This is a genomic window from Thioclava sp. PTB-PU3-1, assembly GCF_055666785.1.
Window position 1 is genome coordinate 133,074 of sequence record NZ_JBVNVL010000007.1, and the last position, 24,494, is coordinate 157,567.

The 24,494-nt window shown below is 63.3% G+C and carries 21 protein-coding genes; 7 read left to right on the forward strand and 14 right to left on the reverse strand.

The annotated features are described in order from the left end of the window. Window positions 1-39 precede the first annotated feature (39 nt). Genes ACZ7GB_RS17155 through ACZ7GB_RS17165 form a run of 3 tightly spaced genes read right to left on the reverse strand, consistent with a single transcriptional unit; the run spans window position 40 to window position 4,075 of the window. Window positions 40-2,205, reverse strand: coding sequence for an RNA degradosome polyphosphate kinase (locus ACZ7GB_RS17155; protein ID WP_472159683.1), 2,166 nt, complete (start codon window positions 2,203-2,205; stop codon window positions 40-42). 50 nt (window positions 2,206-2,255) lie between these two features. Beyond that, window positions 2,256-2,930 carry a P-loop NTPase family protein gene (locus tag ACZ7GB_RS17160; protein WP_078571742.1) on the reverse strand — a complete coding sequence of 225 codons (675 nt, stop codon included), beginning with the start codon at window positions 2,928-2,930 and terminating at the stop codon, window positions 2,256-2,258. Window positions 2,931-2,932: 2 nt separating this feature from the next. Then, window positions 2,933-4,075 (reverse strand): AI-2E family transporter, encoded by a 1,143-nt coding sequence (locus ACZ7GB_RS17165; RefSeq protein WP_472159685.1) that lies wholly within the window; start codon window positions 4,073-4,075, stop codon window positions 2,933-2,935. A 237-nt stretch (window positions 4,076-4,312) separates the two neighbouring features. Here ACZ7GB_RS17165 and proS point away from each other — a divergent pair, with 237 nt between their 5' ends. The 5 genes from proS (at window position 4,313) to ACZ7GB_RS17190 (ending at window position 8,590) form a co-directional block, all read left to right on the forward strand. Further along, window positions 4,313-5,650, forward strand: a complete 1,338-nt coding sequence (gene proS, locus ACZ7GB_RS17170; RefSeq protein ID WP_078601836.1) for a proline--tRNA ligase — start codon at window positions 4,313-4,315, stop codon at window positions 5,648-5,650. Continuing rightward, window positions 5,637-6,155: a hypothetical protein gene (locus ACZ7GB_RS17175; RefSeq protein ID WP_078542722.1), complete on the forward strand. Its 519-nt coding sequence runs from the start codon at window positions 5,637-5,639 to the stop codon at window positions 6,153-6,155. The genes proS and ACZ7GB_RS17175 overlap by 14 nt, the downstream gene beginning before the upstream one ends. 146 nt (window positions 6,156-6,301) lie before the next feature. After that, complete coding sequence (locus tag ACZ7GB_RS17180; RefSeq protein ID WP_472159687.1) at window positions 6,302-7,594, forward strand: lipoprotein-releasing ABC transporter permease subunit; 1,293 nt, start codon at window positions 6,302-6,304, stop codon at window positions 7,592-7,594. Further along, complete coding sequence (locus ACZ7GB_RS17185) at window positions 7,587-8,270, forward strand: ABC transporter ATP-binding protein (RefSeq protein ID WP_078606113.1); 684 nt, start codon at window positions 7,587-7,589, stop codon at window positions 8,268-8,270. The genes ACZ7GB_RS17180 and ACZ7GB_RS17185 overlap by 8 nt, the downstream gene beginning before the upstream one ends. Beyond that, window positions 8,267-8,590 (forward strand): arsenate reductase family protein, encoded by a 324-nt coding sequence (locus tag ACZ7GB_RS17190; protein ID WP_472159689.1) that lies wholly within the window; start codon window positions 8,267-8,269, stop codon window positions 8,588-8,590. Before ACZ7GB_RS17185 ends, ACZ7GB_RS17190 begins: the two co-directional genes overlap by 4 nt. A 91-nt stretch (window positions 8,591-8,681) precedes the next feature. Here the strand turns inward: ACZ7GB_RS17190 and ACZ7GB_RS17195 are convergent, their stop codons facing one another. The 5 genes from ACZ7GB_RS17195 to phaC all read right to left on the reverse strand — a co-directional run bounded on the left by ACZ7GB_RS17195 (window position 8,682) and on the right by phaC (window position 14,451). Continuing rightward, window positions 8,682-8,888: a cold-shock protein gene (locus tag ACZ7GB_RS17195; RefSeq protein WP_075775516.1), complete on the reverse strand. Its 207-nt coding sequence runs from the start codon at window positions 8,886-8,888 to the stop codon at window positions 8,682-8,684. Between the two features lie 229 nt (window positions 8,889-9,117). Further along, window positions 9,118-11,067, reverse strand: a complete 1,950-nt coding sequence (gene thrS, locus ACZ7GB_RS17200; protein ID WP_472159690.1) for a threonine--tRNA ligase — start codon at window positions 11,065-11,067, stop codon at window positions 9,118-9,120. A gap of 299 nt (window positions 11,068-11,366) precedes the next feature. Further along, on the reverse strand, window positions 11,367-11,915 hold the full coding sequence (gene phaR / locus ACZ7GB_RS17205; protein ID WP_078522837.1) for a polyhydroxyalkanoate synthesis repressor PhaR: 549 nt from the start codon (window positions 11,913-11,915) through the stop codon (window positions 11,367-11,369). A 150-nt stretch (window positions 11,916-12,065) separates the two neighbouring features. Then, window positions 12,066-12,515 carry a phasin, PhaP gene (locus ACZ7GB_RS17210; RefSeq protein WP_078542726.1) on the reverse strand — a complete coding sequence of 150 codons (450 nt, stop codon included), beginning with the start codon at window positions 12,513-12,515 and terminating at the stop codon, window positions 12,066-12,068. A 142-nt stretch (window positions 12,516-12,657) separates the two neighbouring features. Then, window positions 12,658-14,451: a class I poly(R)-hydroxyalkanoic acid synthase gene (gene phaC, locus ACZ7GB_RS17215; protein WP_472159692.1), complete on the reverse strand. Its 1,794-nt coding sequence runs from the start codon at window positions 14,449-14,451 to the stop codon at window positions 12,658-12,660. Window positions 14,452-14,561: 110 nt separating this feature from the next. Here phaC and phaZ point away from each other — a divergent pair, with 110 nt between their 5' ends. Both phaZ and ACZ7GB_RS17225 read left to right on the forward strand, forming a co-directional pair. Next, on the forward strand, window positions 14,562-15,872 hold the full coding sequence (gene phaZ, locus ACZ7GB_RS17220; protein WP_472159694.1) for a polyhydroxyalkanoate depolymerase: 1,311 nt from the start codon (window positions 14,562-14,564) through the stop codon (window positions 15,870-15,872). Beyond that, on the forward strand, window positions 15,869-16,780 hold the full coding sequence (locus ACZ7GB_RS17225) for an NERD domain-containing protein (protein WP_472159696.1): 912 nt from the start codon (window positions 15,869-15,871) through the stop codon (window positions 16,778-16,780). Before phaZ ends, ACZ7GB_RS17225 begins: the two co-directional genes overlap by 4 nt. On the opposite strand, the gene ACZ7GB_RS17230 is transcribed toward ACZ7GB_RS17225, so the two are convergent. The 6 genes from ACZ7GB_RS17230 to pepN all read right to left on the reverse strand — a co-directional run bounded on the left by ACZ7GB_RS17230 (window position 16,766) and on the right by pepN (window position 24,235). Beyond that, complete coding sequence (locus ACZ7GB_RS17230; RefSeq protein WP_472159697.1) at window positions 16,766-17,476, reverse strand: alpha/beta fold hydrolase; 711 nt, start codon at window positions 17,474-17,476, stop codon at window positions 16,766-16,768. The two genes, ACZ7GB_RS17225 and ACZ7GB_RS17230, sit on opposite strands and share 15 nt — an antisense overlap. A gap of 98 nt (window positions 17,477-17,574) precedes the next feature. Then, the gene (locus ACZ7GB_RS17235) at window positions 17,575-18,318 is read right to left on the reverse strand and encodes an alpha/beta hydrolase (protein ID WP_472159699.1); all 744 of its coding nucleotides are present in this window, start codon (window positions 18,316-18,318) and stop codon (window positions 17,575-17,577) included. Window positions 18,319-18,390: 72 nt separating this feature from the next. Beyond that, a complete protein-coding gene (locus ACZ7GB_RS17240; protein ID WP_472159700.1) occupies window positions 18,391-19,362 on the reverse strand; it encodes a DUF808 domain-containing protein in 972 nt (323 codons plus the stop codon). Between the two features lie 143 nt (window positions 19,363-19,505). Further along, window positions 19,506-21,023 carry an Asp-tRNA(Asn)/Glu-tRNA(Gln) amidotransferase subunit GatB gene (gene gatB / locus ACZ7GB_RS17245; RefSeq protein WP_078571756.1) on the reverse strand — a complete coding sequence of 506 codons (1,518 nt, stop codon included), beginning with the start codon at window positions 21,021-21,023 and terminating at the stop codon, window positions 19,506-19,508. 86 nt (window positions 21,024-21,109) lie between these two features. Beyond that, window positions 21,110-21,523 (reverse strand): hypothetical protein, encoded by a 414-nt coding sequence (locus ACZ7GB_RS17250; protein WP_078571758.1) that lies wholly within the window; start codon window positions 21,521-21,523, stop codon window positions 21,110-21,112. 141 nt (window positions 21,524-21,664) lie between these two features. Beyond that, the gene (pepN, locus tag ACZ7GB_RS17255) at window positions 21,665-24,235 is read right to left on the reverse strand and encodes an aminopeptidase N (RefSeq protein WP_472159702.1); all 2,571 of its coding nucleotides are present in this window, start codon (window positions 24,233-24,235) and stop codon (window positions 21,665-21,667) included. Between the last annotated feature and the right edge of the window lie 259 nt (window positions 24,236-24,494).

A 24,494-nucleotide genomic window follows, 5' to 3' on the forward strand; every position in this document is an offset into this window, starting at 1 on the left:
CTGCCCGTCCGTTCGAGTCGTTCGCACCAAAAGCTAGGGCTAGTCGAAGCTATGGGCAAGTTCGGGAACGTCGCTTGCCCCAGCGGAACCCCGGCCCGAGAGCGAGGGGTATTCCATGAAGAACCGGTGGCAGGAGAACAGGTCCTCGCGGTCGTCGGGCAGGTGACGGATGAACTTGCCGTCGGGCTGCAAAATCCAGCTCTGCGCCTCGTCGGCCATGTTCGCCGCCATGATCTGGCTGACGATCTGCGCCTTCACCGTGGGGTTCTTGGCCTCCACCAGCGTCTCGACCCGGCGGTTGAGGTTGCGCCCCATCCAGTCGGCGGAGGAGAAGAACACCCGCGCGTCGTTGGACGGCAGGGCGTGGCCATTGCCGAAGCACACGATGCGCGAATGCTCGAGGAACCGTCCGACGATGGATTTGACGCGGATATTCTCGGACAGGCCCTTGATGCCGGGGCGGATGCCGCAGATGCCGCGGATCACGAGCGAGATTTTCACCCCCGCCTGCGACGCGCGGTAGAGCGCGTCGATCACGTCGGATTCGATCAGCGAATTCATCTTCGCCCAGATCGCCGCGGGTTTGCCCGCCTTGGCGTGTTCGATCTCCCGGTCGATCAGGTCGAGCAGGCGCGGCTTCAGCGTGATCGGCGAGATGGCGAGGTTCTCCAGACCCTCGGGCTGCACATAGCCCGAGAGGTAGTTGAAGACCTTCGTCGCATCGCGCCCCAGTGCCGCGTCGCAGGTGAAGAAGCTCAGATCGGTATAAATCTTCGCGGTGATCGGGTGGTAATTGCCGGTGCCGTAATGGGTATAGGTCACGAGATGATCGCCCTCGCGGCGCACGACGGTCGAGATCTTGGCGTGGGTCTTGTAGTTGATGAACCCGTAGACGACATGGGCGCCCGCGCGCTCCAGACGGCGCGACTGGCGGATATTTGCGGCCTCGTCGAACCGCGCTTTCAGCTCGACCAGAGCGGTCACCGACTTGCCGTTCTCCGCCGCCTCACACAGCGAGGACACGACGGGGCTGTCTTTCGACGTCCGATAGAGCGTCTGCTTGATCGCCAGCACGTTGGGATCGTTCGCCGCCTGATCGATGAAGCGCACCACCAGATCGAAGGTCTCGTAGGGATGGTGCAGCAGAATGTCCTTCTGCTTGATCGCGGCGAACATGTCGCCCTCGTGGTCCTGCACGCGTTCGGGCACGCGCGGGGTGAAGGTCGGCCAGAGCAGATCGGGCCGCTCGTTCAGGATCAGTTCCTTCACATCGGCAATGCCGACCAGCCCCTTTTCCTCGACGACCTCGTCGGGATCGACATGCAGTTCTCGCATTACCAGCGCCTGCAGGTCCTCGGGTGCGCCGGGCGAGACCGACATGCGGATGACCTGCCCGCGGCGCCGACGCTTCAGCGCGGTCTCGAATTCGCGCACGAGGTCTTCGGCCTCGTCCTCGACTTCCAGATCGCTGTCGCGCAGCACCCGGAACGAGCACGAGCCGACATCCTTGTAGCCCGGGAAGAGCGAGCTCAGATGCAGCATCAGAAGCTGTTCGAGCGGCAGGAACCGCGCCTCGCCCGGAAGGCGCACGAAACGGTCGATCTGCGCCGGGATCGGCAAGAGCGCCTGCAACCGGCGCTGGTCGCTTTCGCGTTCCAGCTCCAGCGCGAGGCAGAAGCCGGTATTCGGGATGAAGGGGAAGGGGTGCGCGGGGTCGATCGCCAGCGGCGAGAGCACCGGGAAGACGTTGTTGAGGAAGTGATCCGAGAGGAAATCGAGATCGCGCTTGGTCAGCCGCGAGCGGCTCACGACATGGATGCCCTCGCGCTCCATCTCGCGCTTGAGCGCCGACCACGTCGCCTGCTGGGTGTCCATCAGCCGCCGGGCGTTGGCGTTGATCTTTTCCAGCTGCTCGGCCGGAGTCAGCCCGTCATCGGAGGCGTTCACGTTGCTTTCGCGCACAAGCTCCATCAGGCCCGCCACGCGCACGGTGTAGAATTCGTCGAGATTGGTGGCCGAGATCGACAGGAAGCGCACGCGTTCCAACAGCGGCACACGCGGATTGCGCGACTCTTCCAGCACCCGCCAGTTGAAGGCCAGCCAGCTCAATTCCCGGTTGAAGAACCGACCGGGGCCGCTGATCTCCGCCTCGGGCAACGTGATCGGCGTGGGGAAGGGGGTCTTGAGGAAATCTGCTTGGGTCATGGCGCGCTTATCGTTGGATTTTGTAATGGCTCCGTGACAGTTTGCGCGGCTCAGTCGAGACTGTCCAGAACCTCCGCCGCCAGTCTTTGGGTGATCGCACGGCGTTGTGCGAGCGCCTGCCGATCGAGCGCCGCGACCAGTTTGCGCGCGGTCGCTAGAGAGCGGTCCATCCGCGTGACCAGCCAGCCGATCAGGTTCGGCGGCACGGTCAATTGCCGGTCCGAGAACAGCTTCACCAGAACGGCCGCCAGCAGCGCGTCATCGGGGGGCGTGATCCGCACAGTCGCGGTCGCCTCCATCCGGCTGATCAGATCGGGCAGGGTCATCCCCCAGTCGCGCGGCGGCGTGCGCGCGGTCAGCAAAAGCCGCCCGCCCTCGGCCTGCATCAGGTTGTGAAGGTGAAACAGCGCGCGCTGGCCCGCCTCATCCGCGCCGATCCTCTCGGCGCGTTCGATCACGGCGGCCCCTTTCGCGACGAGGGCAGGGGCCATCTCTTCGGTCAGATCGCGCGCGGGCAGGATGTCGGCACCCTGTTCATCGGCCCAGATCGTCGCGAGATGCGTCTTGCCCGCGCCTTCCGGCCCGATCAGGATCATCCGGCCCAGCGGCCATGTTTCGGGCGCATCGAGGGTCGTCACCGCCAGCGCATTGGCTGGCGAGATGAAGAAGTCTTCACGCCCCTGCGCGGAACGCAGGTGCAGCGGGAAGGTCAACTGCTCGGCCATTCTCAGCTCTCGTGTTCGGTCGTCTCGGTCGCGCCCGTCACTTCCCCGGTCTCCTCGTTGATGAGAGAGATCGGCGAATGGGCTGTCGGCTCGCGCTCCGTTTGCCCTCGGTAAAGCGCCCCTTGCAGATATTGGTCGATGAAGAAGCGCGCAACCACTCCGATCACCGCAGCGACGGGAACGGCGACCAACATACCAACAAAACCGAACAAAGTGCCGAAAGCGGACAGCGCGAAGATCAGCCAGAGCGGATGCAGCCCGACCGAATCGCCCACCAGTTTCGGGGTGACGAAATTGCCTTCGAGAAATTGACCGAGCACGAAGATGCCCGCGACGATGCCGATATTGAACCACTCGCCCCAGAACTGGAACAGCGCGAGGCCGATGGCGAGCGCGCCGCCGATGATCGCCCCGATATAGGGGATGAAGGTCAGCGCGCCTGCGACCGAGCCCACCAGCAGCCCGAAATCGAGCCCCGCTGCCATCAGCGCGATCGCGTAGAAGCCGCCGAGCACGAGGCAGACCGTGACTTGACCGCGCACGAAGCCCGAGAGCACCCGGTCGATATCGCGGGCGATCGTGCGGATCGTGTGGAAGTGATCGCGCGGCAGCCAGCCGTCGACCTTCGCCACCATCCGATCCCAGTCGAGCAGCATGTAGAAGGCCACGACCGGCACCACGACGATGAAGACGATGACGTTCACCAGCGTCATCGCCGAACTCAGCAGGGTCGCGGCCAATTCACCGCCCCGCGCCTTGATCGCGGTGCCGAGCGTATTGAGCGTGTCGTTCACGACCGAGTTTTGCAGGAGATTGGGGAAACGCTCGTTCAGGAAGGCCTGCAACGAGGATAGCAGATCGGGGGCGAGGGCGACGAGCTGTCCCAACTGCCGTGCCAGCATCGGCACCACGGCCAGCGCAAGGATCACGAAAATCAGCACCGTCGCCAGCCCGATGATCGCGGTAGAGACCGCGCGGCTCAGCCCCAGCTTTTCCAGCCGGTCTGCAAGCGGGTCGAGGAAATAGGCGATCGCGCCACCCATGATGAAGGGCAGGATGACATTGCCCAGCCACCACAGCGACAAGATCAGCACCAGAGCGGCGACGGACCAATAGGTGACTTGCTGGCGGGCAGGCAGAGCCATGCGCGGTCCTTTGTCAGTGATGCGTTCGCTCTAACGTGGCGAAATGCGGTGGGAAATCAAGTGCGGGCGCACGCGCCCCTTCCTCTTGGCGGAAATATCCCGGGGGAGGCGCGGATGCGCCGGGGGCGGAGCCCCCCTCATAGGCGACAGTCGCAACCTGCGCCACCATCTTGCCCAACGCCCCCGTTTCCTCTAGGCCGAACGCAACGTCTGACACCAACCCTCGAAGGACCGCTCATGCGCCTGTCCCGCTATTTTCTTCCCGTTCTCAAGGAAACCCCCGCCGAGGCGCAGATCGCCTCGCATCGGCTGATGCTGCGTGCAGGTATGATCAAGCAGCAGCAGGCCGGGATCTATTCCTGGCTGCCGATGGGCTTCAAGGTGCTGCGCCGGATCGAGCAGATCGTGCATGAAGAGCAGGCGCGCGCCGGCCATCTCGCGATCCAGATGCCGACGCTGCAATCTGCCGATTTGTGGCGCGAGTCGGGCCGCTATGACGGCTATGGCGAAGAGATGCTGCGCATCACCGACCGTCAGGGGCGCGATATGCTCTACTCGCCCACGGCCGAGGAAATGGTCACCGACATCTTCCGCGCGCATGTGTCGAGCTACAAGCAGCTGCCGCTGACGCTCTATCAGATCCAGTGGAAATTCCGCGACGAGATCCGCCCGCGCTTCGGCGTGATGCGCGGCCGCGAATTCCTGATGAAGGACGGCTACAACTTCGATCTGTCGAAGGAAGACGCGCTGCACGCCTATAACCGCCATCTCGTCAGCTATCTGCGCACCTATGAGCGCATGGGCCTGCAGGCGATCCCGATGCGCGCCGATAGCGGCCCGATCGGCGGCGACTACACCCATGAATTCCTCGTGCTGGCCGAGACGGGCGAGTCGGAAGTGTTCTACGACAGCGAGATCACCGATCTCACCTTCGGCGACCGTGAGATCGATTACGACGACGTGGCGCAGTGCCAGAGCGTGCTGGAGGAATTCACCTCGCGCTATGCCCGCACCGACGAGACCCATGACGAGGCGGCCTTCAACGAGGTCCCGGAAGAGCGTCGCCGCGTCGCGCGCGGCATCGAGGTCGGTCAGATCTTCTATTTCGGCACGCAATATTCCGAGGCACTGGGGGCAAGTGTCCAGACCCCGGACGGCTCGAAAGTCCCGGTCCATATGGGCTCGCACGGGATCGGCGTGAGCCGCCTCGTCGGCGCGCTGATCGAGGCGAACCACGACGACAAGGGTATCATCTGGCCCGAGGGCGTGACGCCGTTCCATGTAGGTATCGTCAATCTCAAGCAGGGCGATGTCAGCTGCGACAGCGCCTGCGAAGCGCTCTACCGGGCGTTCCTCGATCACGGGCTCGACCCGCTCTATGACGACCGCGAAGAGCGCGCAGGCGCGAAATTCGCCACCATGGACCTGATCGGTCTGCCGTGGCGCATCACCGTCGGTCCGCGCGGGATCGCGGCCAACAAGGTGGAACTGACCTGCCGCCGCACCGGCGAGAGCGAGGAGATGCCGGCGGAAGAGGCGGTCGAGAAGATCGTGGGCATCTATGCGGGGCTTTGATCTGATCGTTGCTGCGGTCGCGGCGGGCCTGCTCGCCGGGCCCGCTTTGGCCGAAGGCTCGGGGCAGGGCGCCCGGCAGGGCCTCGTGGCGTGGTCGAGCGACGCGCTCGGCATCTCGGCGAAAGTGCCGCAGGGCTGGACGTCGGACGAGATGCCGGGGGGCGGGATCCTGTTCTCCGCCCCCGATATCGATCCGCACAAGACCGCCCATGTCGCGCTGCGCGCCCATGCCGATCAGGGGTCTGATCTGGCGGCTGCGCATGATCAACTGCTGCACACGATCCTGCTCGATGGCGATACCGTGCTGTCGGACGATGTGACCGAGGACGGGTTCGCAATCCGCTCCAAGGACACGTTCGGCAAGGTGACGCTGCGCAAGACCGAGCGGCTCGATTGCGCGGGTGGGGCGGTGCTCGCCTCCGTCCAGACCGATTACCCCGCCGATCTGGCCGAGGGCATGGCGCCGCTTCTGGCGGATGTGCCCGGCACGTTGGGCTGCAAATAGGGGGCTCTGCCCCCGCCCGTTCCGGGCTCCCCCGGGATATTTCGACCAAGCCGAAACAGGCGCGCTCTCGCCGCTATGACCGGGCGCAGGCTTGACCTTTCGACCCCGCCGCGCCAGCTTGCGCCGAATTTTCGTGGATGGAGCCGATGGCCGCACGCACTGCCCCGTTTTCCCGTTTCGAGTTCATGATCGCATGGCGCTATCTTCGCGCGCGCCGCGCCGAAGGTGGCGTCTCGGTCATGACATGGATTTCCCTGATCGGCATCGCGCTTGGCGTGGCCGCCCTGATCGCGACGCTTGCCGTACGCGCGGGCTTCCGCGCCGAGTTTGTCTCGACCATCGTCGGCTCGAACCCGCAGATCACCGTCTATTCCGCGCCGATGGAAGTGGCCGAGGGCTCGGGCGTCTATTCCAAGCTGATCCGCGACTATGCCGAGCGCACCGAGCGGATCAAGGCGATCCCCGGCGTGGTCAGCGCCGCGCCGGCGGTGCGCGGACAGGCGATGGTCAGCTTCGGCGACCGCTCCAACGTGGCGGATGTCTACGGGCTGGCGCTGTCGGACCTGAAGAACATCCCCAATATCGCGCATTCCGACGACGCGCAGGGCGATATCGACAATTACGGTGAAGGCATCGCGATCGGCATCGGGATGGCGCGCGATCTGGGCGTGACGGTGGGCGACACGGTCAAGGTGATCTCGCCCAACGGGGCCAAGACGCCGTCGGGCACGAGCCCGCGCGTGAACGCCTACAAGATCTCGTATGTGTTCTCGGCCGGGCGCTACGACATCGACCAGACGCGGCTTTATATGCCGTTCAAGGAGGCGCAGGGCTTCTTCAACCGCGAAGGCGGGGTGGATGAGATCGACGTCGACGTGGCCGATCCCGAAGGTATCGCCGAATGGGAGCCCGCGATCATGGATGCCAGTGGCAAGGGCACGCTCTTGTGGACGTGGAAGGACGCGTCCTCGAGTTTCCTGCGCGCGCTCTCGGTCGAGGATAACGTGATGTTCATCATCCTCTCGATCCTCGTGCTGATCGCTTCGATGAATATCACCTCGGGGCTGATCATGCTGGTGAAGAACAAGGGCCGCGACATCGGCATCCTGCGCACGATGGGGCTTAGCGAGGGCTCGATCCTGCGGGTCTTCTTCCTGTGTGGCGCGTTTACCGGGGTGATCGGGACGCTGGCCGGTCTGGGGATCGGGGTGCTGTTCTCGGTGAATATCGACCATGTCATGGGCTTCGTGAACTGGCTCAATGGTGGCGATGCCTGGGACCCGTCGATCCGCGGCATCTATCATCTGCCCGCGAAGCTGCAGCCCTGGGACGTGACCAAGGCGGTGGCGCTGTCGCTGACGCTGAGCTTCATCGTGACCATCTTCCCGGCGCGCCGTGCTGCGCGCATGAACCCGGTGGAGGCGCTGCGCTATGAATGACGTGCTGATCTGCGAACAGTTGGAAAAGTGCTACAACCGGGGCAAGCCGAACGAGATCACGGTGCTCAAAGGTCTCGATCTGACCATTCCGAAAGGGCAGGTCGTGGCGCTGGTCGCGCCTTCGGGGGCGGGGAAATCGACGCTTCTGCATATCGCGGGGCTGTTGGATACACCCGATTCCGGTCGGGTTCTGATCGACGGCGAGGACCTCACCGGTGCGCGCGATGGCAAGCGCACGGCGGCCCGGCGCGAGAAGTTGGGCTTCGTCTACCAGTTTCACCACCTGCTGCCGGAGTTCTCGGCGGTCGAGAATATCGTGCTGCCGCAGCTCGCCAATGGCGTCAGCCGCAAGGCGGCGGAAGAGCGGGCCAAGGACCTCTTGAGCCGCGTTGGTATGGCGGGCCGGATGGATCACCGCCCCTCGGCGCTGTCGGGTGGCGAGCAGCAGCGTGTGGCGTTCTGCCGGGCGCTCGCGAACGGGCCGAGCCTGCTCTTGGCCGACGAGCCCACCGGCAATCTCGATCCGGCCACCTCGGATACGGTGTTCGACGTTCTGATGGGGCTGGTGCGGGAGACGGGCCTGTCGGCGCTGATCGCGACGCATAACATGGAACTCGCCGCCAAGATGGACCGCGTGTTGCATCTGGATAACGGCGCGCTGGAGGAGGGGATATGATCGTTTACGGGATTTCGACCTGCGACACGGTGCGCAAGGCGCGCAAAGCGCTGGAGGCGGCCGGGCGCGACGTGGAGTTTCGCGACGTGCGGGCCGAGCCTTTGACCGGGGCCGAGGTCGCGGAGTTCGAGGCGGCTTTCGGCGACAAGATCGTCAACCGCGCCTCCACGACGTGGCGCAACCTGCCCGAGGGTGAACGCGAAAAGCCTGTTGCCGATCTGCTGGGCGAACATCCCGCGCTGATGAAGCGCCCGGTGATCCGCGAAGGCGACAAGCTGACGCTGGGCTGGACGAAGGCCACACAGGCCGAGTGGCTCTGACCGGACACCCCTTCGTCATAGGCTGAGACAGAAAAACGGCGCGCATCCCGCGATGCGCGCCGTTTCAAATCCTTACCGTCCGATCCTAAGATCAGAGCAGGACCAGATCCGATGCCGAGGAGCGGCCGTCGCGACCCGACTGCAGCTCATATTGGATCTTCTGATTGTCATCGAGCCCCTTGAGACCCGCACGCTCGACAGCAGAGATGTGCACGAACACGTCCTTGCCGCCTTCGTCGGGCGCGATGAAGCCGTAACCCTTGGTAGAATTGAACCATTTCACGGTGCCAGTGGCCATTACCGTCTTCTCCTTCGTAGTCTCCCGGCGCGATATTGCGTCCGGGCCGTGCAGCCAGTCTCTTTCGGGTCTTCCGGCTGCCTTTTTCAGAAGCGAGGCGGTAGGAAAGTCTGTAACACACGCATATTCAAGTCTCTCCGAGAATTGCAAAAATGCAATGACATTCCGTGAGGGGCGCAAGCCCCTCACAGGTCTGTGAAAATTCCGGATCAGCCTGAATTTGCGGCAATTATCCGCGCAAATCGGGCGGCGTCGATTCGGTGATCAACTGCTCGACGATCTCGTCGATTGCCACCGTGGAGGTGCGGGTGTCGCCGAGTTTGCGGACAGACACGGTGCGTTCCTCGACCTCTTTCATCCCGATCGCGAAGATATAGGGGACCTTGCCGAGCGAGTGCTCGCGGACCTTGTAGTTGATCTTCTCGTTGCGGGTGTCGGCCTCGGCGCGGATACCGGCGGCGCGAAGCTTCGACGTCACTTCCAGCACGTAGTCGTCGGCATCCGAGACGATCGAGGCCACGACCACCTGACGCGGCGCGAGCCAGAGCGGCATCTTGCCGGCGAAGTTCTCGATCAGCATGCCGATGAAGCGCTCGAACGAGCCCAGCACCGCGCGGTGCAGCATCACGGGACGGTGGCGTTCGCCATCCGAGCCCACGAATTCCGCATCCAGCCGCTCGGGCAGGTTGGTGTCGACCTGCAGCGTGCCGCATTGCCAGTCGCGCCCGATCGCGTCGGTCAGCACGAATTCCAGCTTCGGCCCGTAGAACGCGCCTTCGCCTTCGAAGATCTCGTAGTCGTAGCCAGCGGCCTTGCAGGCATTGCCGAGCGCGGCTTCGGTGTAATCCCAGCTCTCATCGCTACCGATGCGCTTCTCGGGACGCGTCGACAGCTTGATGCGCCAATCGGTGAAACCGAGATCGTCATAAATCCCCGAGAGGAACTTGATGAACTTCTCGGTTTCCGCCTCGATCTGATCCTCGGTGCAGAAGATATGCGCATCGTCCTGCGTGAAGCCGCGCACGCGCATGATCCCGTGCAGCGCGCCCGAGGGCTCGTAACGCGCGCAGGAGCCGAACTCGGCCATGCGGAGCGGCAGGTCGCGATAGGATTTGACGCCCTGATTGAAGATCTGCACGTGGCAGGGGCAGTTCATCGGCTTGAGCGCGTTGACCGTCTTTTCGCGCGCATGATCCTCGTCGACTTCGACGATGAACATGTTCTCCTGATAGTTCTCCCAGTGGCCCGAGGCTTCCCAGAGCTTGCGGTTCACCACCTGCGGCGTGTTCACCTCGACATAGCCGTCATCGCGCTGCTTGCGGCGCATGTAGTCCTGCAGCGCGGTGTAGATGGTCCAGCCGTTCGGGTGCCAGAAGATCTGGCCCGGCGCCTCTTCCTGCATGTGGAACAGGTCCATCTCGCGGCCGAGCTTGCGGTGGTCGCGCTTGGCGGCCTCCTCCATCATCGTGACCCAGGCGTTGAGGTCCTTCTTGGTCTTGAAGGCCACGCCATAGATGCGCTGCAGCATCGGACGGCTGGAATCGCCCAGCCAATAGGCGCCCGCGACATGGGTCAGCTTGAACGCATCCGCCGGAACCTGACCGGTATGCTGCAGGTGCGGGCCGCGGCAGAGATCCTGCCAGTTGCCGTGCCAATACATCCGGATGTCCTCGCCTTGCGGGATCCGGTTGATCAGCTCGACCTTGTAGGGCTCTTCCGTCGCCAGATAGTGGTCGATCGCGTGTTTGCGGCTCCAGACCTCGGTCTTGATGGCGTCGCGCGCGTTGATGATTTCGCGCATCTTCTTCTCGATCGCGCCGAGGTCTTCGGGCGTGAAGGGCTCTTCGCGGTCGAAGTCGTAGAACCAGCCATTGTCGCGGACCGGGCCGATCGTGACCTTCACGCCGGGATAGAGCTCCTGCACGGCGCGGGCCATGATATGGGCGAGGTCGTGGCGGATCAGCTCCAGCGCGGGGCCGTCATCCTGCATCGTGTTGATGGCGACCTGCGCGTCTTCCTGGATCGGCCATTGCAGATCCCAATGCGCGCCATTGACCTGCGCGGAGATCGCTTTCTTCGCCAGCGACGGTGCGATCGAGGCGGCCACTTCGGCCGGCGTCACGCCCGCGTCGTAGTCGCGCGAATTGCCATCGGGAAAGGTGAGGGAGATCTGGGACATGTCGTCCTCCTCGTCGGTTTGGCGCCCACGGAACGCCCGGTTGCGGGATATATGCTTCCCGAGCCTTTTGCGCGGCTCGCGCGCGGCTGTCAATGGGGCGGGGCAGGGGGAGATGTCGCAGGGGGGCGCTGCCCCCGCGCTGACGCGCTCCCCCGGGATATTTCGGCCAAGCCGAAGCTGAAAGCCTCGTGCGCGTTCGTGTTGGCGAAAATATCCCGGGGGTGAGGTGGGCAGCACCGAGGGGGCAGCGCCCCCTTGGCTTGTGGCCAAGAAAAAGGCGCCGCGCGGGCGCCTCTCACTTACATCTTGTTGAGCTTGCTCTGCAGATCGGCGAGCTGTTTCTTGATCGAGTCCAACTCGCCGCGATCATCGCCGTCATCGGGCGCGGGGCCGGACGAGCCTGCCGTGCCCCAGCCGGCCATCATGTTCTGCAAGAAGGCCTGTTGCTGCGCCTGCAGCGCCTCGAAGCCCGGCATCGAGGCCATGGGATTCGGCATCTTGTTCATATTCTCGAGCATATGCGAGTGCCCCTCGCGCAGCATCTCGAAGCTGGCTGCGAGGAATTGCGGCACCACCGATTGCGCCGCCCCCGTATAGGAGCGCACCAGATCGGTCAGCACATCGACCGGCAGGACATTCTCGCCGCGGCTTTCGTGCTCGGCCACGATCTGCAGCAGATATTGCCGCGTCAGGTCGTCGCCCGATTTCAGATCGACAATCTGCACCTCGCGCCCGTCGCGGATGAATTTCGCGATGTCTTCGAGCGTCACGTAATCGCTGGTCTCGGTGTTGTAGAGACGGCGGCTGGCGTAACGCTTGATCAGCAAGGGCTTTTCGTCTTCGGCCATGTGATGCGATCCTCCCCGGATTGTGCTTGTGCAGCGATTGTGAGACGCCGCGCTGCCAAAAGCAATAAAAGAAAAAGGGCGCGCCACGAGGGCGCGCCCGAGATACGCGAGGCCGACTGGGAGGAGGAAGCCGGTGCCCGCGGTGAATTCTTACTTCGCAGCCGCCGTGGCTTTCTTCGTCGCAGCGGTCATGTCGGCGGTCGCCTTCTTGACGTTTGCGGAGGCTTCTTCCGACATGTCCTTGCCGGCAGCCATCATCAGTTCGACGGTGTCCATCTGAACCTTTTTCGCGATTTCAGCGAAAGCGGCCATGTTTTCGGCAGCCATCTCGGCCGAAGCCGACGCGAAGTCGCTCATCGCCTTGGCGTAATCGGCGGGCTCTTCCTTGGTTTTGGTCAGGTCGCCCATCTTGTCGATGGTGCCCTTGGTCCATTTGGTCGAGATTTCGGTCGACTTGCCGGCAGCTTCAAGCGCCACCTGCGACATCTTCTCGCCCAGAGCCGCTTGCGATTTGAAAGCGTCTTGGAATTTCGAGGTGTCGACGGGGAAGGACGCCATCATGTCCTGCATGATCTTGGTGTAGTCTTGGGTCTTAGCCATGTGAGTGCTCCGTTGGGTTGGGGCCCGTGGTCTGGAACGTTGGCGGGGCCCTTTGGGTTACGCAACGTATATACATGCTGCGGCGCAGCATTTCAAGAGAAGAATTGCTGCGCCGCAGAAATTTTCAACCCAAGCGGGAAAGTTATATCTTAACTATTTCTTTGACATAAGTGCCGGGCGCATCAGCCAAAACCGGGTGATCTGCATCGCCGGGCTGGCGTGCGGGCACCATCGCGCCGGACTTCTTGGCCAGCCATTCGCCCCAGCGCGGCCACCAGCTTCCCTCGTGGAACTCCGCCTGCGCTTTCCACTCGTTGGGATTCGCGACCGGCGCCTCAGAGGTGTAGTGGCCATATTTCTTCTTGCTGGGCGGGTTCACGATCCCGGCGATATGGCCCGATTGCGACAGGATGAAGGTCTTGTCCTTCGATCCCATCTTCGCGACCCCGTTGAACGAGGCGACCCAGGGCGCGATGTGGTCGGTCTCGCAGGCGATCGCCATCAGCGGCACGTTCACGTCCGAGACCTTGACCGTCTCGCCCAGCACCTCGAAGCCGTCGCGCGCGAAGCGGTCCTTCTGGCAGAGCCCGCGCAGATACTCGACCGCCATCTTGCCCGGCAGGTTCGTCGAGTCGCCGTTCCAGAACAGCAGGTCGAAGGCGGGCGGGGATTCCCCCATCATGTAGCTGCGGATTGCGGGCCGATAGATCAGGTCGTTCGAGCGCAGGTAGGAGAAGGTGCGCGACATGAAGTAGCTGTCGAGCACCCCGTCGGCCTTGCATTGCCGCTCGATCCCGTCAACGAAATCGTCCTGCAGGAAAACCGCGAATTCGCCCTGATCCGAGAAGTCGGTGAGCGTGGTGAAAAAGGTGGCCGAGTTGATCGACTTGTCCTTGCGCTTGTTCAGCAGGCCCAGCGTCAGCGACAGCGTGGTGCCCGCGATGCAGTAGCCGACCGCGTTGACCTTCTTCTCGCCGGTGATCTTCTTCACCTCGTCGATCGCGGTCAGATAGCCTTCCTGCACGTAGTCATCCATACCGACATCGGCATAGCTCTGGTCGGGGTTCTTCCAGCTCACCACGAAGAGGGTGAAGCCCTGATCGACGATCCAGCGGATCAGCGAGTTCTGCGGCTTCAGGTCCATGATGTAGAAGCGATTGATCCAGGGCGGGAAGATCACGAGCGGGGTCTTGTGAACCTTTTCGGTGGTCGGCGTGTACTGGATCAGCTCGAACAGGCGGTTGCGATAGACCACCGCGCCCTCGGCGGTGCCGATATTCTCGCCCACGGTAAAGGCGTCCTTGTCGGCCAGTGTCACCAGCAGATCGCCGCGGTTCGCTTCAATGTCGCGCACGAGGTTCTCGAGCCCTTTCACGAGGCTCTCGCCCTCGGTCTCGATCGCCTTCTCCAGCGCGTCGGGGTTGGTGGCGAGGAAATTCGTGGGCGCCATCAGGTCGATGATCTGGCGCGAGAAGTAGTTCAGTCGCTGACGGTCCACCGGGTCGAGATCGTCGAGCTTGTCGACCGCCTCTTTCACGCCTTTGGCCGCGATCAGATACTGCTGTTTGATGTAGTTGAAATAGGGGTGGCTGTCCCAGAGCGGATTGACAAAGCGCGGGTCGGACGGGCCGGGATCTTCCGGCGGGCGGAACGCGCCCTTGGCGAGCGCCTCCTGCGCTTCGAGGTAATGCTTCATCGCCTGACCCCAGTAATTCACCTGGGCTTCGAGGATTTTCGAGGGCTTTTCGAGCCACTCATTCATCATGGCTGCAGAGGACGTCATGTAGAGATCGGCGCCGGGGCCTTCGAGGGCCGGGTTCATCGGTCGCTTATGGGCGATCGCATCGACCATGCGCTCGGTCAGCTCTTCGATGCGCGCCAGATTGTCTTGCATCTTCTGCGATGCAGCAATTTTGTCCGTCTCCTCGGTTGTCATAAATGATATTCCTCCCTATCCTCTGCACCAGCATAATATCGCCGCAGTCTTGGGGTAAAGCGGCGTTTCCATTGCCGAGTGAGTGCGTGGCCCGCCCCGAGGAGTTGTATATGAAAACGATCATGTCCTACGACCTGATGGAGACCTTCAGGAACACGAACGAGTGGATGGGCGCCTCGGCGCGCGCCATGGCTTCCTACCCGGTCTGGGGGCTCGCCCCGCATCCGATGTTCAAGATCATGTCGGCCTGGGGCCGGGTGACGGAGCGTTCGTTCGCACGGATGGTGATCAAGCCCGATTGGGGCATCCATTCGATCGCGGCCGAGGACGGGCGCGATCACCTCGTCGAGGTCGAGACCGTGCTCGACAAGCCCTTCGGCAGCCTCGTGCATTTCAACGTCCACGGCCGCGAGCCGATGGAACGGCGCATTCTGCTGGTGGCGCCGATGTCGGGCCATTACGCGACGCTGCTGCGCTCGACCGTGGCCTCGCTGCTGCCCGATGCGGACGTGTGGGTGACCGATTGGCATAATGCGCGCGATATCCCCGTTTCCGAAGGCAAGTTCGATATCGAGGACTACACCCTCTACCTTGTCGATTTCATGAAGAAGATGGGCCCTGACTGCAACGTGATCGCCGTGTGTCAGCCGGCACCGCTCGCGCTGGCCGCCACTGCCTATCTGGCCGCTGAAGACCCGGCTGCGCAGCCGCGCACGCTGACCCTGATCGGCGGGCCGATCGATCCCGACGCGAAAGCGACCGAGGTCACCGATTTCGGGCGCCGCGTCACGATGGGCCAGCTCGAGCAGATGGTGATCCAGCGCGTCGGCTTCAAATACAAGGGCGCGGGCCGTCTGGTCTATCCGGGCCTGATGCAGCTCGCCTCGTTCATCTCGATGAACATGGATAAGCACGCGCAGGCCTTCCAGGAGAAGATCTGGAGCGAGGCGCAGGGCGAAGGCTCCGAGCATGACAAGCATTACCGCTTCTACGACGAGTATCTCGCGGTGATGGATATGACGGCGGAGTTCTATCTCTCGACGGTGGAGCGCATCTTCAAGGGCCTCGAGATCGCCCAGAACCGCTTCGAGGTCGGCGGCAAGATGGTCGATATCTCGAAAATCACCAAGGTCGCGGTGAAGACCGTAGAAGGCGAGAAGGACGACATCTCCGCGCCCGGCCAATGCGTCGCCGCGCTCGACCTGTGCTCGGGCGTGCCGGATTCGATGAAGCAACAACACCTCGAACCCGGCGCAGGCCATTACGGCATCTTCGCAGGGTCGCACTGGCGCAACAACATCCGCCCGCTGGTCCTCGATTTCATCGATGAGAACGCCGACAACCCGGCGCCCGGTAAAGGGAAGCCCGCGACGGTCACGCCGATCCGCAAGAAGAAGATGAAGACGGCCGAGGCGGGGTGATCCCACTCCACGCGAGAGTTTCAGAAAGCGCTGCTTCGGCAGCGCTTTTTTATTCGTGGTATCGCCATCGTTTTGACGGGTTTCGGCGCATGATCGGAAAATCACTTGGATTTTTTGAGACCGAGATTATGGACGCATTGTTTTTCCCCGTTGTACTGCTTCTCCTCCTCTTAGTTGCGATCGTAAAATCCCCCCGTTTCAAGGGGTTCATCGGAGAGGTTTACGTCAGCAAAGGACTTAAGAAACTAGCTGAAGAGAGGGGCATGCATCTCTTCGATGATGTGACCCTGCCCGTGAAGGACGGGACAACGCAAATCGATCATGTCCTCATTTCGCGGAGCGGCGTGTTCGTGATCGAGACCAAGAACATGAGCGGTTGGATATTCGGTGCCGAGAGGCAATCTCAGTGGACGCAGGTTCTCTATAAGAAAAAGACCAAGTTTCAGAATCCACTGCGGCAAAACTACAAGCACATCAAAGCGATCGAAGAGTGTCTTGGTGTAGATGGCAGCAAGGTTCAGGGGGTTATCGTCTTCGTTGGTGGGGCTGTCCCGAAAGCCGAGTTTCCTTCCAGCGTTCACTGGCGGCGGAACTCGATGCTCCACTTTCTGAAGTCTCCGCACCAAGTGATGCTCACGGAGAGTGAGGTTGAGGCGCTATGTCAGGCGTTGGAAAATCGGCGGTTCGAGCGCGGGTTGAGGACCACGCAGCAGCACATCAAGAACGTCAGGACGCGAGTGGAAGCGCAGGCTTCGACAGATGCGTGCCCGCGATGCGGATCCGCGATGGTCGAGCGTCGTAGCAAGAAGACGAATGACGTCTTCATGGGCTGTACGAATTTCCCCAAATGCCGTGGGACCCGGAAAGTCGAAGCCCCGAAGGTTGTTGCGTTCTCACGCCAACAATAACGGTGCCTCCAGCCAGTCGCGCAGGTTCTGGGTGATCTTCTCGGGTTGCTCCAGCGGGCTGAGGTGGCCTGCGCCGAGGATCAGGCGGAATTCGGCATGCGGCATCAGCTCGGCGAGGAATTCGTGGCGGCGCGGTGGGCAGATCTTGTCGTATTCGCCGCACATCAGCAGCGCGCGGGTTTTCGTGGCGCGCAGCGTGCGTTGCAAGTCGGGGCGGCGCATCAGGGCGCGCGATTGCGCTTCGAACGTGTCGGCGCCCAAGCCCGCCGCCATCTCCAGCATCATTGCCTGAATTTCTGCACGGCCGGGATCGGGGGCGAGGCTGTCGGCGGGGATTTCTTCCAGCATCATCTCGTCGAGCCGCCCGGTGAGCGCCTTCACGATCCGGGTTTCGCGCGCGGCGGCGATCTGCGGCATCTCGGGTAGGGGGGAGACGTCGAGCAGCGCGACCTGGCTCACCCGGTCGGGGGCGCGGCGCAGGATCTCGATCGCGACTACCGCGCCCAGCCAATGCCCGACCAGCGCGAATTGCGGCGGGGCCTCGTCGAGCACGGTCTGCGCCATCTCCTCGATCGTCGCGCCACGCAGCCGCGCCACCATTACCGAGCGCTCGGAGGACAGCTCCTGCAGCGGGTGCCAGAACAGCCGTGCGTCGCACATGAATCCGGGTAGAAAGACCAGCGGGTCGCTTGTCATCGCTCGAAACCTCAATCGCGGCGCGTTTTCGCGCTTCTCGCGTCGAGTGTGCCGCAAGGGCCGAGGTCAAGCAAATCGAAATGCCCGCCAGCAGCGGATCACAGCCGGGCGAGTACCTCCGCCAGCGCGGTCTCGATCAGCGCGAGGCAATCGGGGTCCGAGAAGCGGTGATCGGCGCCCTTCACAAGTGTCAGGCGCATATCCTCGCCCTCGGCATGCTCCAGCAGCCGGATCGCGGTCTCGGTGCTGACGGCCTCGTCGGCGGTGCCCTGCAGGAAGCGCGTGGGGAAGGGCAGCGCCAGCGGGCTGCGCAGCACCAGCCGCTCGCGGCCCTCGTTGATTAGGCGGCGCGTGATGACATAGGGCTCGCCGTAATCCGACGGAATGGCGATGGAGCCTTCGCTCTCCAGCTTGTGCCGGGTTTCCTTGTCGAAGCTCGCCCAATAGCCGTCTTCGGTGAAATCGGGGGCGGCGGCGATGGTGACGAGGCCTGCGACTTTCTCGGGGTGTTCGCGCGACATCAGGAGCGAGATCCAGCCGCCCATCGAGGAGCCCACGAGGATCTGCGGGCCTTCGGTCTTGGCCATGATCACGTCGCGCGCATCCTCGAACCAGTCGCCGATTGCGCCGTCCTCGAATGCGCCGTCCGAGACGCCGTGGCCCGAGTAGTCGAAGCGCAGGAAGGCGCGGCCTTCGCGCTTCGCCCAGTCCTCGAGCGCCAGCGCCTTCGTGCCTTCCATGTCGGATTTGAACCCGCCGAGGAACACCACGCCCGGCCCTTCGCCCGGCGTCAGGTTATAGGCGATGCGGCGGCCTTCTTGGGTCTCGAAATACTCGGTCATCTGCGCTCCGTGAAATCTGTTCGCGCCCAGCCTATCGGGCGGCGCGGGTGGCCTCAACCTGTCCGCTTGCGCTCAGTGCGCGGGCTTTTCCTTGCCGGTGACGGCGCGGTAGATCGGCTGGATGATCCGGGTGACGACGGGGATCAGGACCAGACCGTAGATCAACCCGAAGATGCCGTCGAAGAACGCGGTGACGGCCCAGCTGACGAAGCCTTCCGCCGTGCCTGCCGCATGGGCTGCGGCCTCGGCCTGATGGTGGATCCAGTCGTAGGGCGCGTGCCAGCCAAGCTCTGCCAGACCGTGCAGCACGATATTGCCGCCGACCCAGATCATCGCGGCGGTGCCGACGATCATCAGCAATTGCATCAATCTGGGCATCACATGCACGATGCCACGCCCGAGTGCGCGCGTAGGTCCGAGCTTGCCATTCTCGGCCAGCCAGAGCCCCGCATCATCGGCTTTCACGATCAGCGCGACCGAGCCATAGACCACGACCGTCACGCCGATCCCGATGATCGCGAGTGCGATCGCCTCCATCCAGATCGGCTGGCCCGAGGGCAGGGCGGCGAGGCCGATCGTCATGATCTCGGCGGAGAGGATGAAATCGGTCTTCACCGCGGCTTTGACGCGCTTTTCCTCGAGATGGTCGGCGGTCTCTGCCGCGACATGGCCCTCGGCATCTGGCTCATGGGGTTTGAAAAGGTGATAGACCTTCTCCGCGCCTTCGAAACATAGGTAGGATCCGCCCAGCATCAGCAAGGGTGTGATCAGCCACGGCGCGAAGGCAGAGAGCAGCAGCGCCGCTGGCAGCAGGAAGATCAGCTTGTTCTTGATCGAGCCGAGCGCGATTTTCCCGACGATCGGCAATTCGCGGGCGGGCTTGAAGCCGTGGACATATTTCGGCGTGACCGCGGCATCGTCGATCAGCGCGCCAGCGGCTTTCGAGCCTGCCTTGGCCGCCTGACCTGCCGCATCGTCGATCGAGGTCGCCGCCACTTTGGCGATCCCCGCCACGTCATCCAGCAATGCCAGCAAGCCACTCATCGCAAACCCTTTCCCAATCACGCCCGCGTGAGCCTAGGGCGCGTCTTCCCAAGCCACAAGCGCGAAGACTTGTTCCCTAATTCTTTCCGTCCCGACATGAAAAAGGCGCCCGAAGGCGCCTTGATCGGAAGCGTTCGCGTGGTTCACAGCCCCAGCTTCTGCGCGACGATCTGGTTGACCGCCTTGGGGTTGGCCTTGCCGCCCGAGGCCTTGATGACCTGACCGACGAACCAGCCAGCCAGCTTGGGGTTGGCCTTGGCCTTCTCGACCTGATCGGGGTTCGCGGCGATCACCTCGTCCACGGCGGCCTCGATGGCGCCGGTATCGGTGACCTGAATCATGCCGCGCTCTTCCACGATCTTCTCGGGGTCGCCGCCTTCGGTATAGACGATCTCGAAGAGGTCCTTCGCGATCTTGCCCGAGATCTTGTCCGACTTGATGAGCCGGATGATCGCGCCAAGCTGCGCGGCATCGACCGGGCTCGACGAGATGTCGTGATCTTCCTTCTTCAGGCGACCGAACAGCTCGTTGATGACCCAGTTCGCGGCGAGCTTGCCGTCACCGGCCTCGGCCACCACGGCCTCGAAGTAATCCGCGTTCTCGACCTCTGCGGTCAGCACCGAGGCGTCATATTCCGACAGGCCCAGCTCCTTGACGAAGCGCGCCTTCTTCTCGTCGGGCAGTTCGGGCATCGAGGCGCCGATATCGTCGACCCAGGCCTGCTCGATTTCCAGCGGCAGCAGGTCGGGGCAGGGGAAGTAGCGGTAATCATGCGCCTCTTCCTTCGAACGCATCGAGCGCGTCTCGCCCTTGTCCGGATCGTAGAGGCGGGTCTCCTGCACCACTTCGCCGCCGTCCTCGACGATGGCGATCTGGCGACGGGCCTCGTATTCGATGGCCTGTTGGATGAAGCGCATCGAGTTCATGTTCTTGATCTCGCAGCGCGTGCCGAGATGGCTGAAATCCTGCGTTTCCTGATATTTCTCGTAAGCGCCCGGTTTGCAGATCGAGACGTTCACGTCGGCGCGCAGGTTGCCGTTCTGCATGTTGCCGTCGCAGGTGCCCAGATAGCGCAGGATCTGGCGCAGCTTGCCGACATAGGCGGCCGCTTCCTCGGGGCCGCGAATGTCGGGGCGCGAGACGATTTCCATCAGCGCGACGCCGGTGCGGTTGAGGTCCACGAAGGACATATGCGGGTCCATGTCGTGGATAGACTTGCCCGCGTCCTGCTCGAGGTGGATGCGCTCGATCCGGACCTTGCGGGCGACGCCCGGGCCCATATCGACGATGATTTCGCCCTCGCCCACGATGGGGTGGTATAGCTGCGAAATCTGGTAGCCTTGCGGCAGGTCCGGGTAGAAATAGTTCTTCCGGTCGAAGGCCGAGCGCAGGTTGATATCGGCTTTGAGGCCGAGCCCGGTGCGCACGGCTTGCGCCACGCAGAACTCGTTGATCACCGGCAGCATGCCGGGCATCGCCGCGTCGACGAAGGCCACGTTGGAGTTCGGCTCTGCGCCGAACTTCGTCGAGGCGCCCGAGAACAGCTTGGCTTTCGAGGCCACCTGCGCGTGGACTTCAAGCCCGATCACCAGCTCCCAATCCGATTTGGCACCGGCAATGACCTTGGGTTCGGGGGCTTGGAATTCGAGATGGTCGAGCATGTCCACATCCTGTCAGTAAAGGCTTGGGCAAGCTTCTAGGACAGGGCAGGGGCGGGAGCAAGAGGGCGACCGCCCCGGATTGGGGATCAGACCACCGGTACCCCATAGGATTCGAAAATCGCGCTGAGCCGGTCGAGCGGCGGCGTGGCCTCTCGTGGCAGGTAGGCGCGACGCCCGTCGCGCAGCGTGACCATGCATTCGTCGCCCGCAAGCTTGCGCCGCCGCAGCCGCGCCGAGTCGATCTGCGCAAGTGGGAACGTGCCCAGTTGCCGCCCGTTGCGATAGACTTCCATTCGCGCAGGCGTGATCCGCAGCAGCCCCGAGCGGTTGCGCATCAGCTTGTACAAAGTGAGGGCGAGATAGATCCACGCAGCGACATGAATCCATGTCGTCGCGGTCAGTTTCATTGCGCCGTAAAGCAGCGCCATCCCGAAGGCGAGGGCGAGATAGCCTCCCGCCCGTCGGGCCTGGTGTCGGTATTCAAATTCATTGTCGTCCATGGTCGAGCCCATCCGCGAAATTGCGTAACGCCCGCAAGGCGCAGGCGTCCGCGTTTCGTAGCTCGCGAACCCGGCACGGATGGGCCGAAAATACGGCCAATCCGTGGTGAGATGGGTCGGCCCAAGGGCGCTGAGCGGAAATTAGCTCAACAGACGCTGCGTCATCTCCGACAGGTCGCGGCTGAGGCCCGGCTGGACGGCGATCCGTTCCAGCTCGCCGCGCATCTCCTCGCGCCGACCTTCGTCATAGCGCGTCCACGTCTCGAAAGCGGTGGACATGCGGGCGGCGACCTGCGGATTGACCGGATCGAGCTTCAGGAGCCAGTCGGCATAGAAGCGATAGCTCGCCCCGTCCGCGCGGTGGAAGCCCGCGTGATTGCCCGACAGCCCAGCCATCAGCGCGCGGAAGCGGTTCGGCGTCTTCCATGTGAAGAGCGGATCGCCGGTCAGCGCCTCGGCGCGCTCCAGCGCCGTCTCTGGCGGGCAATTGGCAAGCTGGACGAGGAACCACTTGTCCATCACCAGCCGGTCGCCCTGCCAGCGCTCGCGGAATTCGGCCATGGCGGCGGCGTCCTGCCCGGTCTGCACCAGAGCTGCGAGTGCGCCGAGGCTTTCGGTCATGTTCTCGGCCGAGGCGAAAAGCGCCCCCGCCCGTGCCCCGCCGTCGATGCGGTTCAGAAGCCGCAGGACCGCAAGGCGCAGCGCCCGCGGACCGGCCTGCTCGGGATCGGAGCTATAGGGGCCTGTCGCTTCGGTGCTGGTGAAGATTTCGGCCAGAAGCGTCTTATGCGCAGTCGCCAGATCGCGGGCGAGCCCTTCACGCGCCGCGTAGATCGCCGCCGGATCGGGCGTCTCTCCTTGATCGTAGAGCGCCTGCGCGATGCTGTCCTCGGACGGCAGGTTCAGGCACAGCGCACGGAAAGCCGGATCGGCGGTCTCGTCGCGCAGCAGCGCCCCGATCGCATCGGAGAAGGACGCGTCGGTTTCCTGTCCCAGCACCCGCCCGATCAGCACTTTCTGGGCCAGCGCGCGGCCTGCCTCCCAGCGGTTGAACGGGTCGCGGTCGTGGGTCAGCAGGAAGGCCAGCTCGGACGTGTCGGCGTCGCGCTCCAGCCGCACGGGGGCGGAAAAGTCGCGCAGGATCGAGGGCACCGGGCGCGTCGCGAGCCCGTCGAAGGTGAAGCTTTGTTTCGCCTCGGTCATCTCCAGAACGGTGGAGGACACGACCTCGTCGCCATTCTCGGACAGAAGGCCGACTTCAATCGGAATGTGGCGCGGAAGCTTCTCCGACTGGCCGGGCGTGGGGCGCGTTTCCTGTTCGAATTCAAGCGTGTATGTGCCGTCCTTGAAGCTGTCGCGCACCCGCAGGGTCGGCGTGCCCGCATCGGTATACCAGCGCTTGAACTGGCTCAGATCGCGGCCCGAGCTGTCCTCGAAGACCTTCAGCCAGTCTTCGATCGTGCAGGCCTGCCCGTCATGGCGCTCGAAATAGAGATCCAGCGCGGCGCGGTAGCCCTCTGCGCCCAGCAAGCGGTGCAGCATGCCCACGATCTCGGCGCCCTTCTCATAGACGGTCGCGGTGTAGAAGTTGTTGATCTCGCGGTAATGATCGGGGCGCGGTGGGTGCGAGAGCGGGCCGCGATCCTCGCGGAACTGTCGTCCGCGCAGCGAGAGGACATCGTCGATCCGCTTCGTCGCATGGCCGCGCATGTCGCCGGTGAACTGCTGGTCGCGATAGACTGTCAGCCCCTCTTTCAGGCACAACTGGAACCAGTCGCGGCAGGTGATCCGGTTGCCGGTCCAGTTGTGGAAATATTCATGCGCGATGATGCCCTCGATGCGTTCGTAATCGGCATCGGTCGCGGTCTTGGGCGAGGCCAGAACCCATTTGGAGTTGAAAATGTTCAACCCCTTGTTCTCCATCGCGCCCATGTTGAAGTCATCGACGGCAACGATGTTGAAAATGTCCAAGTCGTATTCGCGCCCATAGGCCTCTTCGTCCCAGCGCATCGAGCGGTGGAGCGCCTGCAGGGCGAAGTCGCAGCGGTCCTCGTCGCCCGGACGGACCCAGATATTCGTCGCGACCTTGCGGCCCGACATCGTGGTGAATGTGCCCGAATGCGCGCGCAGGTCGCCCGCGACCAGCGCGAAGAGATAGGCGGGCTTGGGCCACGGATCGACCCATTCGGCATAGCCCTCGCGGCTCTCGACGAGATCGCCATTCGCCAGCAGCACCGGCTGGTCGCCGGTGATCGTGACGTGGAAGCGCGCCATCACATCGGGGCGGTCCGGGTAGTAGGTGATCTTGCGGAAGCCCTCGGCCTCGCATTGCGTGCAATACATGCCGTTGGACATATAAAGCCCTTCGAGCGCGGTATTCTTCGACGGTGCGATCCGCGTGACGGTTTCCAGCGTGAAGGGCTGCGAGGGCAGAACGTTCGCCGGGATCGTCAGGCCTGTCTTTGTCAGTTCATAGTCGTCCGGCGTCAGCGCCCGCCCGTCCACTGCAACCGAGACAAGCTCCAGATCTTCGCCATCGAGTTCCAGCGCGGCCGCCTCCTGCCGGGGCGAAAAGGTGAGGCGCGCGCGCACTTCGGTCGCGTCCGGGTCGAGCGTGAAATCAAGCCGCACGGTCTCGAGGGTGAAGGGGTAGGGGCGGTAGTCGCTCAGGCGCTTGGCAGGGGCGTCGGCAGCCGTCAGTTCAGCGGACATTCTAACGATATTCCTAATTAACTTCGGGTTATGTCAGGTGGCGCGCGCCCGTGCGAAAGCAAGTTCGCCTTTGCGTGAGCAGCACCTCTGATGTTCGGCGGGCGCGACCCGGTCTTGGCGTCGCTGTCCCGCAGCTGGCGGAACAGTATCTGCCCCGCTCGGGGTTTTCAAAGCGGTTTCGCGGACTGCTCTGAGAGACGCGTGGCAGGCCGGGCGAACCTGAAGCGGGTGGGTTGCGTTACCTGAGGTGAAGGGGGCC

Coding starts and splice junctions, on each gene's coding strand:
- ACZ7GB_RS17155 (WP_472159683.1), bottom strand. CDS start 2,205: ATGACCCAAGCAGATTTCCTCAAGACCCCCTTCCCCACGCCGATCACG.
- ACZ7GB_RS17160 (WP_078571742.1), bottom strand. CDS start 2,930: ATGGCCGAGCAGTTGACCTTCCCGCTGCACCTGCGTTCCGCGCAGGGG.
- ACZ7GB_RS17165 (WP_472159685.1), bottom strand. CDS start 4,075: ATGGCTCTGCCTGCCCGCCAGCAAGTCACCTATTGGTCCGTCGCCGCT.
- proS (WP_078601836.1), top strand. CDS start 4,313: ATGCGCCTGTCCCGCTATTTTCTTCCCGTTCTCAAGGAAACCCCCGCC.
- ACZ7GB_RS17175 (WP_078542722.1), top strand. CDS start 5,637: ATGCGGGGCTTTGATCTGATCGTTGCTGCGGTCGCGGCGGGCCTGCTC.
- ACZ7GB_RS17180 (WP_472159687.1), top strand. CDS start 6,302: ATGGCCGCACGCACTGCCCCGTTTTCCCGTTTCGAGTTCATGATCGCA.
- ACZ7GB_RS17185 (WP_078606113.1), top strand. CDS start 7,587: ATGAATGACGTGCTGATCTGCGAACAGTTGGAAAAGTGCTACAACCGG.
- ACZ7GB_RS17190 (WP_472159689.1), top strand. CDS start 8,267: ATGATCGTTTACGGGATTTCGACCTGCGACACGGTGCGCAAGGCGCGC.
- ACZ7GB_RS17195 (WP_075775516.1), bottom strand. CDS start 8,888: ATGGCCACTGGCACCGTGAAATGGTTCAATTCTACCAAGGGTTACGGC.
- thrS (WP_472159690.1), bottom strand. CDS start 11,067: ATGTCCCAGATCTCCCTCACCTTTCCCGATGGCAATTCGCGCGACTAC.
- phaR (WP_078522837.1), bottom strand. CDS start 11,915: ATGGCCGAAGACGAAAAGCCCTTGCTGATCAAGCGTTACGCCAGCCGC.
- ACZ7GB_RS17210 (WP_078542726.1), bottom strand. CDS start 12,515: ATGGCTAAGACCCAAGACTACACCAAGATCATGCAGGACATGATGGCG.
- phaC (WP_472159692.1), bottom strand. CDS start 14,451: ATGACAACCGAGGAGACGGACAAAATTGCTGCATCGCAGAAGATGCAA.
- phaZ (WP_472159694.1), top strand. CDS start 14,562: ATGAAAACGATCATGTCCTACGACCTGATGGAGACCTTCAGGAACACG.
- ACZ7GB_RS17230 (WP_472159697.1), bottom strand. CDS start 17,476: ATGACAAGCGACCCGCTGGTCTTTCTACCCGGATTCATGTGCGACGCA.
- ACZ7GB_RS17235 (WP_472159699.1), bottom strand. CDS start 18,318: ATGACCGAGTATTTCGAGACCCAAGAAGGCCGCCGCATCGCCTATAAC.
- ACZ7GB_RS17240 (WP_472159700.1), bottom strand. CDS start 19,362: ATGAGTGGCTTGCTGGCATTGCTGGATGACGTGGCGGGGATCGCCAAA.
- gatB (WP_078571756.1), bottom strand. CDS start 21,023: ATGCTCGACCATCTCGAATTCCAAGCCCCCGAACCCAAGGTCATTGCC.
- ACZ7GB_RS17250 (WP_078571758.1), bottom strand. CDS start 21,523: ATGGACGACAATGAATTTGAATACCGACACCAGGCCCGACGGGCGGGA.
- pepN (WP_472159702.1), bottom strand. CDS start 24,235: ATGTCCGCTGAACTGACGGCTGCCGACGCCCCTGCCAAGCGCCTGAGC.